At 69.1% G+C, this 15386-nt stretch carries 14 protein-coding genes and 1 riboswitch; of the genes, 6 read left to right on the top strand and 8 right to left on the bottom strand.

The genetic code is table 11. The features are described from left to right. Window positions 1-39: 39 nt before the first annotated feature. Window positions 40-139, bottom strand: a riboswitch (glycine riboswitch). Window positions 140-232: 93 nt separating this feature from the next. The 7 genes from ABZ803_RS28265 to ABZ803_RS28235 all read right to left on the bottom strand — a co-directional run bounded on the left by ABZ803_RS28265 (window position 233) and on the right by ABZ803_RS28235 (window position 5685). Beyond that, window positions 233-1585: a M14 family zinc carboxypeptidase gene (locus ABZ803_RS28265; protein WP_357043846.1), complete on the bottom strand. Its 1353-nt coding sequence runs from the start codon at window positions 1583-1585 to the stop codon at window positions 233-235. A gap of 135 nt (window positions 1586-1720) precedes the next feature. Further along, window positions 1721-2278: a MerR family transcriptional regulator gene (locus ABZ803_RS28260; protein WP_040866483.1), complete on the bottom strand. Its 558-nt coding sequence runs from the start codon at window positions 2276-2278 to the stop codon at window positions 1721-1723. Window positions 2279-2465: 187 nt separating this feature from the next. Next, window positions 2466-2939, bottom strand: a complete 474-nt coding sequence (locus ABZ803_RS28255) for a bifunctional nuclease family protein (protein WP_040866482.1) — start codon at window positions 2937-2939, stop codon at window positions 2466-2468. Between the two features lie 160 nt (window positions 2940-3099). Next, window positions 3100-3903: a MerR family transcriptional regulator gene (locus ABZ803_RS28250; protein WP_357044108.1), complete on the bottom strand. Its 804-nt coding sequence runs from the start codon at window positions 3901-3903 to the stop codon at window positions 3100-3102. A gap of 93 nt (window positions 3904-3996) precedes the next feature. After that, on the bottom strand, window positions 3997-4482 hold the full coding sequence (locus ABZ803_RS28245; RefSeq protein ID WP_040866480.1) for an FHA domain-containing protein: 486 nt from the start codon (window positions 4480-4482) through the stop codon (window positions 3997-3999). Between the two features lie 168 nt (window positions 4483-4650). Further along, complete coding sequence (gcvH, locus tag ABZ803_RS28240) at window positions 4651-5049, bottom strand: glycine cleavage system protein GcvH (protein WP_357043843.1); 399 nt, start codon at window positions 5047-5049, stop codon at window positions 4651-4653. 42 nt (window positions 5050-5091) lie between these two features. Next, complete coding sequence (locus ABZ803_RS28235; protein WP_357044106.1) at window positions 5092-5685, bottom strand: CDP-alcohol phosphatidyltransferase family protein; 594 nt, start codon at window positions 5683-5685, stop codon at window positions 5092-5094. 215 nt (window positions 5686-5900) lie between these two features. Between ABZ803_RS28235 and ABZ803_RS28230 the strand changes: the two genes are divergently transcribed. The 3 genes from ABZ803_RS28230 to ABZ803_RS28220 all read left to right on the top strand — a co-directional run bounded on the left by ABZ803_RS28230 (window position 5901) and on the right by ABZ803_RS28220 (window position 10057). Beyond that, window positions 5901-7595, top strand: coding sequence for a GMC family oxidoreductase (locus ABZ803_RS28230; protein WP_357043841.1), 1695 nt, complete (start codon window positions 5901-5903; stop codon window positions 7593-7595). Window positions 7596-7645: 50 nt separating this feature from the next. Beyond that, a complete protein-coding gene (locus ABZ803_RS28225; RefSeq protein ID WP_357043839.1) occupies window positions 7646-9043 on the top strand; it encodes a DUF2252 domain-containing protein in 1398 nt (465 codons plus the stop codon). Window positions 9044-9160: 117 nt separating this feature from the next. Then, on the top strand, window positions 9161-10057 hold the full coding sequence (locus tag ABZ803_RS28220) for an NERD domain-containing protein (protein WP_357043837.1): 897 nt from the start codon (window positions 9161-9163) through the stop codon (window positions 10055-10057). A 37-nt stretch (window positions 10058-10094) separates the two neighbouring features. Here the strand turns inward: ABZ803_RS28220 and ABZ803_RS28215 are convergent, their stop codons facing one another. After that, a complete protein-coding gene (locus tag ABZ803_RS28215) occupies window positions 10095-12047 on the bottom strand; it encodes an acyl-CoA dehydrogenase (protein WP_357043835.1) in 1953 nt (650 codons plus the stop codon). Window positions 12048-12150: 103 nt separating this feature from the next. On the opposite strand from ABZ803_RS28215, the gene ABZ803_RS28210 reads away from it, so the two are divergent. From ABZ803_RS28210 to ABZ803_RS28200, 3 genes are read left to right on the top strand one after another with little or no spacing between them, the layout of a single operon-like run. Next, entirely contained in the window at window positions 12151-12804 is a 654-nt protein-coding gene (locus ABZ803_RS28210) for a TetR family transcriptional regulator (protein ID WP_062975583.1), read from the top strand. Next, window positions 12804-13736, top strand: a complete 933-nt coding sequence (locus tag ABZ803_RS28205) for an ABC transporter ATP-binding protein (protein WP_357043833.1) — start codon at window positions 12804-12806, stop codon at window positions 13734-13736. Before ABZ803_RS28210 ends, ABZ803_RS28205 begins: the two co-directional genes overlap by 1 nt. Next, on the top strand, window positions 13733-15367 hold the full coding sequence (locus ABZ803_RS28200) for an ABC transporter permease (protein ID WP_357043831.1): 1635 nt from the start codon (window positions 13733-13735) through the stop codon (window positions 15365-15367). The genes ABZ803_RS28205 and ABZ803_RS28200 overlap by 4 nt, the downstream gene beginning before the upstream one ends. The last annotated feature ends 19 nt before the right edge of the window (window positions 15368-15386 follow it).

Below are 15386 nucleotides of genomic sequence, written 5' to 3'. Positions count from 1 at the left end.
TGGGCGGGCGGCTCGAAGCCACCGCTTTCCAGAGGCGCCGAAGCCCGCACGGTCCTTTTGCCTGAGAGATTGACGGGGAGGTGCTGCTCCTTCGGCGCTCGGACTCTTTTCGAGATCGAGACTCTCCCGCACGGCGGCGACGCACGGTCAGTTTATGCCGACGCCACGCCGGAGCGCGCCCCGGGACCCCGCGTGAACCGTGTCGTTCTGGTCACTCGAACGGGAGCGACCGTCAGACGGCCAAGCCCGCGCGCACCCTCATCGCGGCAAGCAGGATGGACTCGGCCTGGATACCCACCAGACGGTCCAGCGGCACCACGGCGCCCGGCGCGTTCTGCTCCACGTCGGCGCACCACTGCTGGAAGACCGCGGCGAACCGGTCGCGCTCGACGGCCAGCACCGGCGCGCCATCGCGGGCGTATTCCTCCTCCAGCAGGCGCAGCAACATGCCGCCCAGCCGCAGGCGCAGCATCGCGGTCCAGTCGTAGCGCTCGACGAAGATCTCGCCCCTGGTCGCGATCCGGTTGCGTTCCGGCACAGCCTGTCTGCTCACCGCCAGCCCGGGCAATCCGGCGACCAGCGCACGCACCGACCGCTCGAACGGGCTGCGGCCGCTCAACCGGCCGTCGAGGCGGGCCAGCACCTCGGCGGCGACCTCGGCCATGGCCCGATAGTCGGCGGCGGTGGCATCGAGCAGGTCACCCAGCACGCGGTCGCCCGCCGAGCCGTCGCCGATGCGCGGGTCGACCCAGAGCGGCAATTCGCAGACCAGGATCGCCGTGCCGTAGCGCGCCGCGTAGTCCCGGCAGCCTCCCCCGCCCAGCGCGGCGACCGAGTCCAGACCCTGTGCCGCGAGCAGATCGGCCATCGCCTCGAACGGCGGCAGTTCGAAGACGCCGGGCGCCAGCGCACGCGCGCCCGGCGCGTCGGGCTCGCCCTGGTAGATCGGCACTTCGGCGGCGGCCAGCAGAGCGGTCAGCGCCGACCAGTACTCGGGGTCACCGCCGGAGGTGTAGAAGAACCCGCCGCCGAATTCCGCGTTGTGCAAAGAGGCGATCAGCACGGGCCGGGTGCGGTCGATCAGCGACATCATCGCCTTCGTCTCCGGGAGCGGCACCCCGACGCGTCTGCCGCGCCACTCGGCCGGGAAGCACCATTCCGGTTGCTCGGCCGCGGGCGGCCGGTAGAAGCCGCGCGCGACGCCGGTCCTGGTGTGCGGCCCGGCGAACCACCCTTCGTTCAACCGCGTCCCGTCCGGGTCGACGCACAGCAGGAAGTGCCACGTGGCACCGACGGTCACCGCCTCGTCCGCGGCCATCCGGCCGAGCAGGTGGCGAATCGTGGCCATGCCGATGGGCTCGTTCGGGTGCGGGTTGCCGAACACCAGGATGTGCTGCTCGCCCGATCCGACCGTCACCTCGCGAATCGGATCACCGCCGCGGGAGCGTCCCAGTTCGGTGATCGAGATCCGATCCGGGTGATCCGCGGCGAGCGCGTCGGCGAACTCGTCGAGTTCGTCGACGGTCGGAAACGCCTCGATCCGGCCGATCGGCCCGACGAGCCCGGTGATGTCCCGTGCACGCACGGCGCCCCCCTCTCGCTGCCGCCCCGGCCCCTTCTCCCGCCGCCGACGGCGTGTCACCAACACGGCCGGGAGGCTGCACGCCTTACCCGGCCGTGAAAGCGTTGTTCCTGCGTTTCCGCGCTGACCTGGCGAATTCTAGCCCGTCTTGCGGTTCATCCGCGCCTTCCGACGGAATGACAGCTCGTCCTCCGGACGCTCGGTGATCGCCGCCGCGCGCTCCGCCGGGAAATTGGCGATGGCGCCGGTGAGCTCACGCATGGCGCCGCTGACGGCGATCCCGAAGACCCCCTGCCCACCCTGCAGTAAATCCACCACCTCCTCGGCCGAGGTGCACTCGTAGACCGAGGTGCCGTCGGAGAAGAGGGTGATCCCCGCCAGGTCCTGCACGCCGCGGCTGCGCAGATGGTCGACGGCTATCCGGATGTTCTGCAGCGAGATGCCCGCGTCGAGCAGTCGCTTCACGATCTTCAGGACGAGGATGTCCTTGAACGAGTACAGCCGCTGACTCCCCGAGCCCGCCGCACTCCGGATGGACGGCACCACCAGACCGGTGCGAGCCCAGTAGTCGAGCTGCCGATAGGTGATTCCGGCTACCTGGCACGCACTGGGAACGCGATAGCCGACCAGATCGTCAGGTACCGAATCGTCGGGGAACAGGCCTGGCTGTACCACATCCTGCGATTGCTCTGCCACTGACCACTCCCTTGCTTCGCCGACGCATTCCCAGCCTCATCGATGACCCGGCTCCGTCACCGACCGAATCGGTGCGGATTCGGCCGAAACGGTCGTGGCCCAACTGTCGAGATTACTCCCCACGATTGTCCAGGGAGCGGCGTCATCGAGCCAAACGCGACGCGCGGAAAAAGTCTCGACCTCTACTTCAGCTATCGGTCGCCTTGAAGTCGTCGGGGGACACCGACTCGAGAAACTCCTTGAACTTCTCCACCTCGTCCTCGCGCTCGTCCGGCATCACCAGGCCGGCTTCCTCGAGAACCGACTCCTCGGCATGGATCGGGCAACCCACCCGCAAGGCGATCGCAACCGAATCCGACGGCCGCGCCGAAATCCGCAGATCGTTCTCGAAGACCAGGTCGGCGTAGAACGTGCCCTCCTGCAGATCCACGATGCGCACCTCCTTGAGGGTGTGCCCCAGCTCGGTGATCAGGATCTTGATCAGGTCGTGCGTCAGCGGGCGGATCGGAGTCACCCCCTCCTGCTCGAGCACGATCGCCGTCGCCTCGGCTTGCCCGATCCAGATCGGCAGATACCGATCGCCCGCCACTTCGCGGAGCAACAGCACGGGCTGGTTCTGTGGCTGCTCGACACGGATGCCGATCACGCGCATTTCGCTCATCGCACTGCCTCCCATACTCGCCGCCGGCCCGGCATGACCGCTGCAGAGCTCGCCGTACCACGAGTCTAGGCGAACCCGCACCGGTCCAGCGATCCGTCTGCACAGCCGAAATCACCGTGTTGGATCGCCGAAACCTCCGGACCCGGAGCACGCCCGGAGGTCAGCCCCCGAGCGAGCCCCGGACCGAGGACTTCACCAGACAGGTGTGCAGGGTCAGCGACAGCGCGGCCAGTTCCCGCACCGTCTCTTCCGCACGGGCGCGTGCCCCGGCGTCCCGGCTCTTCGCGATAGGGGCGACGATCTGTGCCACGAGCGCGGCCTCCCGGTCGGCGGCGAGCTTGAACGCACGCAGATGCCGTGCCTCCAAACCGAATTCGGCCATCGCCCGGGCCGTCTTGGCCAGCGTGACCGCGTCCGCGTCGAAGTACCCCGCCGGGCCGGGCGTGATCAGGTTGGCCCGGATGAGGTCGTTGAGGAACCGCTCCTCGATCCCGGCCTGGTCGAGCAGATCCGCCCGGGTGACCCGGATTTCGTGATCGAACCGCAGATCATCCGGGGAGACCTCGCTCGGCACGACACCGAGCCGCCGAGGCGCGGCCACCGGGCGCGCCTCACGTTCGGAACCCGGCGCGGCCTGGTCGGCGTCCGCCGCGGCGTGTGCGGGCTCCGGCGCCCCGGTGCGGACGGAGTGCGCTCGGGCGCGGGCTTCCCGCACACCGAGCGTCGCCGCACCGCTGTCGATTGCCTCGAGCTGTTCCTTGATCACCTTCAACGGCAGGTACTGATCGCGTTGCGCGGTCAGCACGAACCGGAGCCGTTCCACATCCGCCACGGAGAACCTGCGGTAGCCCGAGGGCGTCCGCTCCGGCCGGATCAGGCCTTCCGCTTCCAGGAAGCGGATCTTGGAAATGGTGACATCGGGAAAGTCGGGACGCAGCAGGTCGAGCACGGAGCCGATCGACATTCCTCCGCGTGCCCACTGCGCCGCACCGGTCACAGCGCCGGGTCCTTCATGACTCCGAGCCTTTCATGAGCGCGCGACCCGGCGCCGACGCCGTCATAGACTCCCCGCGCCCGCCGACGAGTCCGACACCTGGGCGCGCGGTCCGGTGAGGAACACCAGCCGGAACTTGCCGATCTGCACCTCGTCACCGTTCTGCAGTTCCGAGGAGTCCACCGGCTCCCGGTTCACATACGTGCCGTTGAGGCTGCCCACATCGACGACCTGGAACGAATCGTCGTCCTGACGGAACTCGGCGTGCCGACGGCTGACGGTGACGTCGTCGAGAAAGATGTCACTGTCGGGGTGGCGCCCCGCCGACGTGGTCGGCTGATCCAGCAGGAACCGCGAGCCCGCGTTCGGGCCGCGCTTGACGACCAGGAGGGCCGCGCCAACGGGCAGACCCTCGACCCCTTGGACCGGCTGCTCGCCGGTCGGCTCTCCGGAGCGCGACGCGTCGACCTCGTTCAGGAAATCCGCGCGGAAGACCGACGTCGTCTCGGCCGCGGTCTCCCCGTAACCCGGGTCTTTGTTCTCGCTCACCGTTTCTCTCCTCCTCGAACCTGATTATCCATGCAAGCAGGTGATACCTCTGGCATCACGACCTGCCGTCGAGTCCCTAGATTCCCGGCACAACCGCCGGGTGCATCTGTTGGCATTGACCGTACCCTGCCGGGCCGCACCCGTGCAGGTAGAACTGGGAAGGCTGCTTCAGCCCCCGATAACTCCTTGATAACCTGCGGCATCCAGCAGTTCACCGAGTGTCGCGTCGAGACTCGCCGCATCACCCACCTCCAACTCGAACAGCCATCCGTCACCGTAGGGATCGGTGTTCAACGTCTCCGGCTCCGAGTTCAGCAAGTCGTTGACCGCAACCACTTTCGCGCTCAGCGGCGCGTAGATGTCGGACACGCTCTTGGTCGACTCGACCTCCGCGATGCTGTCCGCGGCGGCCACATCCGCGTCCGCCTCGGGCAGCTGCACGAACACAACGTCACCGAGTTGAGACTGGGCGTAGTCGGTGATGCCCACCCGCACCCGGGTCGGTGTGATCCGGCGTACCCACTCGTGCTCCTCGGTGTAGCGCAGATCGTCGGGGGTCTGGGTCACAGGCCGTCCTTTCGTTTGAACGTTGCACGCAAACTCTATCGGCTACGCCGCGCGGTGCCCCACAGCCGGTATCGCTCTTGCGACCGCGATGGCTCTACCGGTATAGAGCACGCCGGTCCAGACGTAGACCGCGGTGCCCCAGATCAGCAAGGCCGCGCCGAAGGCCCGCCCGAAACCGTCGGCGGCCCAGTCCATCTCCCCCGCCAGCAGCCAGGGCAGCGCGGACATCAGCGCGAAGGTGGCCGCCTTACCGAGGTAGATCACCTCCGGCGGGGGCAGTTCGCGGCGTTTGTACACCGAGAGCGTCGCGGTGAGCACGAGGTCGCGCCCGACCAGTATCGCGGCCACCCACCACGGCATCAGGCCGCGGATCACGAAGGCCGCCAGCGTGGTGACCAGATAGAGCCGGTCGACGAACGGATCCAGCAGCGCCCCCAGTCGTGAGGACTGATCGAGCAGCCGGGCGAGCTTGCCGTCCAGGAAGTCGGTGACGCCGCTGGCGATCAGGAGCGCGAACGCCCAGCCATCGGCCCGCGCGATCAGCAGCAACCACAGGAACAGCGGAACGCCGAGCAGGCGCAGCACGCTCAGCACGTTCGGCACGGTCAGGACGCGATCGGCGAAGACGCCCCGCACGCCGCCTGCGGCGCGTTCCTCCGGTTGGGCGGTGCCCGATTCGGTTGTCACGACCCGTGCATACCCCACCGGCCCCGATCCTCGCCATCTCCCTGCGCCGAATTTCCGGATATTGCCGCGGCAGGCGCATGCGAGGATGGTTTCCGCCACAGCGCGCCGGTGACAGAATGATTCGAAATATTTCTCATCGTGTGGCCGGTGAGCGAGAGGAAGTCATGTCCGCATTCGACTACGACGTGGTGGTGATCGGTTCCGGTTTCGGCGGCAGCGTCAGCGCGCTGCGGCTCACCGAGAAGGGCTACCGGGTGGGCGTGCTCGAGGCAGGCCGCCGCTGGAACGCCGAGGACATCCCGCGCACCAATTGGAATGTCCGCAAGTCGATCTGGGCCCCGCGCCTCGGCCTGACCGGACCGCAGCGGATCAGCCTGCTCGGCAAGTGCGCCGTGTTCTCCGGCGCCGGGGTCGGCGGCGGCTCGCTGATCTACGGGAACACGCTCTACGAACCGCTGCCGAACTTCTATACCGACCGGCAGTGGGCGCACATCACCGACTGGCGCGCGGAGCTGGCCCCGTACTACGACCAGGCCAAGCGCATGCTCGGCGTGGCGTCCAACCCGCGCACCACCCCGGCCGACGAGGTGATCCGGGAGATCGCCGAGGATCTCGGCGTTGCCGACACCTACCACCCGACCGAGGTCGGGGTGTTCTTCAACGAGAGCGCTCCCGGCACCGAGGTCGACGACCCCTATTTCGGCGGCGCGGGCCCGCGCCGCACCGGCTGTGTGCACTGCGCGCGCTGCTTCACCGGCTGCCCGCACAACGCCAAGAACACCACCACGACCAACTATCTCCACCTGGCCGAACAGGCCGGGGCGCAAATTCATCCGCTCACCACGGCCACCGCGGTGCGACCGCTGCCCGGCGGCGGGTACGCCGTCGAGACCCAGCGCTCCGACCGCTGGATCCGCAAGCAGCGCAGAACCTTCACCGCCGAGCAGGTCGTGTTCGCCGGCGCCGCGCTCGGCACGCAGAAGCTGCTGCACAAGATGCGCGACGACGGCGTGCTGGCGCACCTGTCGCCCCGGCTGGGCGAACTGACCCGCAGCAACTCCGAGGCCATCCTCAACGTGGTCAGCCGCGCCCGCCGCGATTTCGCCGAGGGCATCGCGATCACCTCCTCGATCCACCCGGAGCCCGATACCCACGTCGAGGTGTGTCACTACGGCAAAGGCCAGAACGCGCTGTTCCCGATGTCGGTGCCCATCGTGGACGGCGGGGCGTTCCGCTTCCTGCGGTTCCTGCTGGCGATCGTGCTGCATCCGCTGGTGTTCCTGCGCAGTCTCGACGCGCGGCACGCCTCGGAGAAGTCGGTGATCCTGCTGATCATGCAGTCGCTGGACAACTCGCTGACCTCGTTCCGCAAGCGCGGGCGGCTGCGGACCAGGCAGGGCACCGGCGAGCCGAACCCGACCTGGATCCCGCTGGCCCACGACATCGGCAGACGGTTCGGCGCCAAGGTCGACGGCGACACCCACGGGCTGATCATGGATGTGTTCGACATCCCCGCCACGGCCCACTACATCGGCGGATGCGTGATCGGCGACAGCCCGGGGACCGGCGTGGTGGACCCGTATCAGCGCGTCTACGGCCATCCCGGCCTGCATGTGGCGGACGGTTCGGCGGTGACCGCCAATCTCGGCGTGAACCCGTCGCTGACGATCACCGCGCAGGCCGAGCGCGCCATGGCGTACTGGCCCAACCGCGACGAGCCCGACCCCAGGCCGGAACTGGGTTCGCCCTACCGGCGCATCGCTGCGGTGCCCCCGGCGCATCCCACGGTGCCCGCGGCGGCGCCGGGCGCGCTGCGGCTGCCGATCGAGCCTGCGCCACCCGGCGTCACGGCGCGATGAGGGCGAGGCCACGCAGCGTGAACGGCCGGTTCCGGCTAGCGTGAGCCGTTGTGTCGGACAGTGGTATCGATCTGCGCTCCTACGTGCCCGCGGAGGAGGTCCGCGCCCGCGGACGCGCGCTGCGTCAGCGGGTTCCGGTCATCGCACGGGACCGGGAGGCGACCAGCGTGCGGCGGCCGGGTGTGCTCGACTTCGTCGAGGCGAGCAACGCAGGCCGGCTGGCGCACCTGATACCGCTGCGGATCGGGCGGATGATCGCTTCGCCGTTCACCTTCTACCGGGGCGCGGCTGGTCTGATGGCGGCCGATCTGGCGGGTGGCCCGGACAGTGGTCTCAGCGCCCAGTTGTGCGGTGACGCGCACGCGGCGAACTTCGGCCTGTACGGCACCGCGCGCGGCGAGATCATCATGGACATCAACGATTTCGACGAGACCGTGCCCGGCCCGTGGGAGTGGGATCTGGAGCGGCTTGCGGCCAGTTTGGTGCTGGCCGGACGCGAAGCGGGCGCCGACGAAGACGAGTGCCGCACCGCGGCGCGCGACGCCGCCCGCTCCTACCGCCTGGCCGTGGACGAGCTGGCCGCGATGCCGTTCATGACGTCCTGGTGCGCGCTTCCCGACGAGTCGGTGATCACCCGCGCCAAGGCCAACGCCTTGCTCGACGACTTCAAGAAGGCGGCCAAGAAGGCACGCAAGAACACCAGCGCCAAGGTGGTGGCGAAGTGGACCGAGCACCTGGAGGATCATCAGACCGGCATCCGCAAGCACCGCTTCCTCAGCGATCCCCCGATCCTCACCCCGGTGGACGAGCACGTCGCGGCGGCGGTGATCGGCGGGCTGGAGCGCTACGCCGACACCCTGCCCGAGTCGCGGCGCACCCTGCTGACCCGATTCGCGGTGTCGGACATCGCGTTCCGGATCGTCGGGACAGGGAGCGTCGGCTTGCACAGCTACCTCGCGCTGCTGCACGGCAACGACGGCGAAGCGCTGGTCCTCCAGGTGAAGCAGGCCGCCACGGCGGCACTCGCCCCGTTCCTGCCGTCCCATGCCGTGCGCCACGAGGGAGAGCGAATCGTGCAGGGGGCGCGGCTCGTTCAATCCGAATCCGACATCCTGCTCGGCTGGACCTCGCTCGCCCCGGCCGCTGACGGCGCCGAATTGCCTTTCATCGTCCGGCAATTCCGCAACCTGAAGGGCAGCATCGATCCCGCCGAGCTGCCTGCGACCGATCTGGACGACTACGGGCGGCTGGCGGGCGCACTGCTGGCCAGGGCCCATTCCCGCTCGCTGGATCCGCGCTTGTTATCGGGCTATCTGGACGGTGACGAGCGCTTCGACGAGGCGGTGGCCGCGTTCGCGGTGCGCTACGCCGACCGCACGGAGGCCGACCATGCCGAACTGGTCGAGGCCGTGCGGACCGGCCGGGTGGACGCAGCGGAACCGGAGTAGCGCCTCCAGCCGGGGCGTGCACCCGACACGCCGTTCGCGCGGCGTGGGCGCGGCGAACCCGTTGCGGCACCTCGTATCCTGTCCTCTGTCGAGTGTCGACGTGAAGGGTGGCCGCCAATGCTCGTGCGAGTCCAGAACGCCGCAGGCACCAATGCCGAGCGCGCGCTGATCGATTGGCTGCGCACCTGGAAGGACTCCGCGAGTCCGCACGGTGTCGCGACGATCACCTGCAGCCTGTTCCACAAGGATCGGCTGCACCAGTTCGATGCCGTGATCTGGACACCGACCAGCTGCGTGGTGATCGAGGCCGACGCGCTCGTCGCCCGCCAGGACGGTGTGCTCGAGGTCCCGCTGAACGGGCCGTGGAGCATCGGCGGCGAGCCGATCGCGACGGAGAGCCGCGACCGCCGCACACCGCTGGACAAGTCCCGCGAGCACACCTTCGCGCTGCAGGAATGGCTGGCCGCCCGCGGTCTCGGACAGCGCGTGGTGCACGGCGTCGCGCTGCTCGTCACGTTGCCCGGCGCCCAGCTCCAGCTCGAACAGCGCTGGGCCGATCCGAGTTTCGACGTGATCATCGGCGACGATCCCGGCCGGCTCCGGCACTACTTCGACGCGCTCGCCGCCGAGGAGAAACACCTCTGGACGGCCAACGACGTCGCCGTCGCGTTCCGCGGGCTCGGCATCCTGCCCTACCTCCCCGCACCGCAGGAACTGATCAACGAGGGCTTCCTCGGCCCGATCGACATCACGCTCTGGCACGGCGGCCCCAACCAGGCGCAGGCCGAGGCCTACGCGGAGGAACTCGCGCAGGCCGAACGAGAGGCGCAGGCGTCCCGGTACACCATCCGGGCTCCCTGGTACAGCCCGTGGAAGTTGTATCCACGCGAGAGCGGTGACCTCGACTTCGGGCGCGCGGTGATGCGCACCCTCCTGGCCATCGGCATGGTGGTCGGCTTCGTCTGGGTGGTGTGGTTCCTGGTCACCGCCTTGACGACGTACGGGCCGGGCTGATCGGCCGCGCGCGGGCGGCGGCCGATCGTGGCAGCCGCTACGAAGACGCCGAGATCGGCTGGTTCCGCTCGAAGACGCTCGCGTCGTCGAGCATGGCCGCGCGCAGCATCGACTCCGGCACCCCCATGGCCTCGACCAGGGTCAGCGCGTGCGGACGCAGCCGGTCGACCAGCTCGTTCACGCCACGGCGCACGGCCTTGGCCCGGTCCACCGACATGAACCGGTGCATGATGTACCAGGCCTGGTTCTCCTCGATGGTGGAGTAGACGAACAGGTCACACATCCAGTCGGCGATTTCGCGCGCCTCGGGGTCCTCGATATCGGAGATGCCCTCGATGAACGCCTCGAGCACCAGGCGGTCGATGTGCGCCGCGCCCGCGGCCAGGATGTGGTCCTGGGCGTTGTTGAACGCCTCGAACGGACCGGTCTCCTCGGCCCTGGCGCGCAGCCGGTGCGCCGCCGTCCGGACCAGGTAGTCCTCGCGGTCGGCGAACAACTGCAACTGCACCACCCGGCGGGACAGGTCGCCCTCGTCGATGGAGTCGTCTCCCCGGTCGCGCAGGGTCTGGATGAGCTGGCGCACGCCGGACCGCTTGCGCACCACGTCACCGGCCATGGTAGCGGCGAAGCGAACCCAGCCCAGCGCGTCCAGGTCGCGCACCTCGTCGGCGTAGGAGGTGAGCAGTTCCTTGGCCACCAGCTGGGTGAGCACGATATTGTCGCCCTCGAAGGTGGTGAAGACGTCGGTGTCGGCCTTCAACGTGACCAGCCGGTTCTCCGTGAGATAGCCCGCGCCGCCGCACGCTTCGCGGCACTCCTGGATGGCGCGGGTGGCGTGGTTGGTCTGCGCGACCTTCAGTCCCGCGGCGCGCTTCTCCAGTGCGCGCTGCGCGCCCTCCTCGAGGTTCTGGCCGGTCTGCACCAGATGCATCCGGCGCACCAGGTCGTTCTGCGCGAACGCGAGGGCGTAGGACTTGGCGACCAACGGCAGCAGCCTGCGCTGATGGCTGCGGTAGTCCAGCAGCACGGTCTCCACTCCCGTGTCGGGGTCGGAGAACTGCCTGCGTTGCAGGGCGTAGCGCACCGCGATGCTCAGCGCGACCCGCGCGCCGGCTGCCGCCGCACCGCCGACGCTGACCCGCCCGCGCACCAGGGTGCCGAGCGTGGTGAAGAACCGGCGGCTCGGGTTCTCGATCTCGGAGCTGTAGGTGCCGTCCGGGGCGACGTCGGCATAGCGGTTGAGCAGATTCTCCCGGGGCACCCGCACCTGGTCGAAGACGATGCGCCCGTTGTCCACGCCGGGCAGGCCGCCTTTGAGGCCGTCGTCGTAGGTGGTCACGCCGGGCAGGTCGGCGCCGTTCTCGTCGCGGATCGGCACCAGCAGGCAGTGCACGCCCTTGTTCTCGCCGAGCGTGATCAGCTGCGCGAACACCGCGGCCATCCGCGCGTGTTCGGCCGCGCCGCCGATGTAGTCCTTACGGGCCGACGGCGTCGGCGAGTGCACGACGAACTCCTGGGTCTGCGGGTCGTAGGTGGCCGTGGTCTCCAGGTTCGCGACGTCGCTGCCGTGCCCGGACTCGGTCATGGCGAAGCAGCCGAGCAAATCCAGCGAGATCAAGCGCTCGATGTACTCGCGGTGCCGTTCGGTGCCGAGGTTCTCCACCGCGCCACCGAACAGTCCCCACTGCACCCCCGATTTCACCCACAGCGACAGATCGGCGTACGCCAGCATCTCCAGCCCGACCACCGCGGCGCCCGGCTCACTGGTACCGCCGTTCTCCCGGCGGAACCCGCGCTCGGCGAACCCCATGGTGGAGATCGCCTTCATCTGCTCGAGCACCCGCGCTCGCGCGGCCTTGTAGTCGAGGTAGGGGTCGCCGGAGAACTCCTCCCCGGCCAGCAGGGTCCGGGCTTCGTCCCGGACGGCCGCCCAGGGTCCGTCGAGTGCCGCGCGTAGGTGGTCCGCCGTCGTTGCCGTGCCGCTAGTCATGTCTCGACGATAGCCCGGTAGACCGGCGGCAAACCGTGATGCGCGACAACTCCGGGAGAGGGTCTTGCTAGACCGTTGAACACGCGTTTAATATACTGAACATGTGTTTAACCAACAGCCCGTTCCGCAAGGATCCGCCGAGGATCTGACCACCGCGGCCCGCATTCGCGATACCGCGATCGAGGTGTTCGGCGAGCACGGATTCCAAGTCGGGGTCCGCAAGATCGCCGCCGCCGCCGGCGTCTCGCCCGGGTTGGTCAACCATCACTTCGGTTCCAAGGACGGCCTGCGCGCCGCCTGCGACGACCGAGTCCTGCAGCTGATCCGCGACGAGAAGGTCAAGGCGATCACCGCATCGTCCATGAAGGCGGGCATGCTCGACGCCCTGGCGGAGGTCGAGTCGTACGCGCCGCTGGTCGCCTATATGGTGCGCAGCCTGCAGGCGGGCGGACCGATGGCGGAATCGTTGTTCGAGCACATGACCGCAGATGCCGAGGGCTATCTCGAGAAGGCGGTCGAAGCGGGCAGGATCAAGCCGAGCCGCGATCCCGCGGCGCGCGCCCGCTACCTGATGATGCTGAACGTCGGCGCGACCATGCTGTACATGCAGATGCGCCAGCACCGCGACGAGAAGATCGACTATCGCAAGGCGATTCGCGAACTCACCGAAGAACTCACCCCACCGGCCCTGGAGTTCTACACCCAAGGGCTGATTACCGATCCCACGATCTTGGACACATTCACCAAGGAGAAGTGATGTCCGACATTATCGAAGTCCGCGGTCTCCGCAAGACTTTCGGTCACGTCACCGCGCTGGACGGCCTCGACCTCACGGTCACCGAGGGCGAGATCCACGGCTTCCTCGGCCCCAACGGCGCGGGCAAGTCCACCACCATCCGGGTGCTACTCGGCATCCTGCGCGCCACGGGCGGGCAAGCCAGGCTGTTCGGGCGCGACCCGTGGGCCGACGCGGTCGCCCTGCATCGCGAATTGGCTTATGTGCCGGGCGATGTGACGCTGTGGCCGTCGCTGTCGGGCGGGGAGACCATCGATCTGCTCTCCCGGATGCGCGGCGGTCTCGACGAGAAACGCAGGGACGAGCTGATCGAGCGCTTCGACCTCGACCCGCGCAAGAAGGCGCGCACCTACTCCAAGGGCAACCGCCAGAAGGTCGCGCTGGTCGCGGCGCTGGCCTCCGGCGCGCGGCTGCTGCTGCTCGACGAGCCGACCTCGGGTCTGGACCCGCTGATGGAGCAGGTCTTCCGGGAGTGTGTGCACGAGGCGCGCGAGCGCGGCGCGACGGTCCTGCTGTCGAGCCACATCTTGTCCGAGGTCGAGGCGCTGTGCGACCGGGTGACCATCATCCGCGCCGGGCGCACGGTGGAGAGCGGGTCGCTGTCGGACCTGCGCCACCTGTCGCGCACGTCGATCACCGCCGAATTGATCGGCGACGCGGGAGATCTGAGCCGCATCCCCGGCGTGGAGGACATCGAACTCGACGACCACACGCTGCGCTGCCAGGTCGACAACGAGCACTTGGGCGAGCTGATCCGGGTGCTCGGCGACGCGGGCGTGCGCAGCCTGACCAGCACGCCGCCGACGCTCGAGGAGCTGTTCCTGCGGCACTACCACGTCGACGGCCACGACGCCGAGTCCGCCGCGGCCACCGGGGAGAAGGTGCGAGCATGACCACCGCCATCGCCGGGCGCGCCGCGGCGGCGCCGCCGCTCGGCGTCTCCCGCGACTTCGCGGGGACCGGGCGGTTGCTGCGGCTGTACCTGCGCCGCGACCGGATCGTGCTGCCGCTGTGGACGCTGCTCATCGGTCTGATGCCCGCGTTCCAGGTGGCCAGTATCAAGGGCTTGTACGACAACCAGGCGTCCTTGGACAGCTTCGCGCGCACCACGGCCGACAGCCCCGCGCTGATCGCCATGTACGGGCCGGTGTTCAGCTCGGCGCTCGGCTCGATCGGCACCTGGAAAGCCGGCGCCATGTACACCATGATCGCCATCGCCACGGTACTCACGGTGATCCGGCACACCCGCGTCGAGGAGGAGACCGGGCGCGCGGAACTGGTGGGCGCCACCAGTATCGGGCGTTTCGCCGGTCTCACCGCCACCCTGATCATGACCTACGCCGGGGCGGTGCTCGCCGGGATCGTGTGCGCGCTGGCGCTGTATGCCGCCGACCTGCCCGGCGCGGGATCGGTGGCCTTCGGCGCCGCGCTGGCGGCGTCGGGCATCGTCTGGGCGGCGATCGCCGCGGTCGCCGCTCAGGTGAGCGCCGGTGCGCGAGTGGCGCGCGGCGTAGCCTTCGGCGCCCTCGGCGCCGCGTTCGCCTTGCGGGCGGTCGGCGACGCCGGAAACGGTGTGCTGTCCTGGTTCTCGCCGATCGGATGGTCGTTGCAGATCCGCCCGTACGCCGACGAACGATGGTGGGTGCTGCTGCCCTTCGCCGTCCTCGCCGTGGCGGGCACCGCGCTGGCGTACGCGTTGCTCGGCAATCGCGACATCGGTTCGGGGCTCATCGCCGAACGTCCCGGGCCGCCGGCCGCGGCGCCCGCGCTGTCCGGCCCGTTCGGATTGGCCTGGCGATTGCAGCGCGGCACCCTGCTGGCGTGGACGGTCGGCTTCGCCCTCTACGGCCTGCTGATCGGCGGCGCGGTCAACAGCGTCGGCGACATGCTCGACGGCAGCGCGTCGATCCGCGACATGGTCACCCGGATGGGCGGCTCCCAGCAGCTCCAGCAGTCGTTCATCACCTACGCGATCACCATGCTGGCCGCGGCGGCCTCCGCCTACTCGATCTCCGCCGCCCTGCGGCTGCACGACGAGGAGACCAGCGCCCGGGTCGAGGCGACGCTGTCCGGTGCGGTCGGCCGCGTCCGCTACGCGCTGAGCCACATCGGCTTCGCGCTGCTCGGGCCCGCCGCGGCACTGCTGGTCTCCGGCATGGCGATCGGCATCGTGTACGGCGCCACCGGCGGTGACCTCGGCACGAAACTCGGGCAATCGATCGGCGCCGCCGCCGTGCAGGTGCCCGCGGTCTGGGTCGTCACGGGCATCGCGGTCGCGCTCTACGGTGTCGCACCGCGCTTCGCCCCGGTCGCCTGGGGCGTGCTCAGCGCCATGGTGGTGATCTTCTTCGTGGGCTCGCTGGACGGGCTGCCGCAATGGATGGTGGATCTGGTGCCGTTCGTCCACCCACCGAAGGTGCCCGGCGCCGAATTCCAGGCGCTGCCGTTGCTGTGGCTGCTCGCGGTCGCGGCGATCCTGCTGACCGTCGGCGTCACCGCGTTCCGCAGGCGCGACCTGCGCTGACGACGAACCTCGTGGCCCG

It is taken from the genome of Nocardia sp. NPDC047648, assembly GCF_040642815.1.
Classification (GTDB): Bacteria; Actinomycetota; Actinomycetes; order Mycobacteriales; family Mycobacteriaceae; genus Nocardia; species Nocardia gamkensis.
This window is presented reverse-complemented; position numbering and strand designations above follow the sequence as displayed.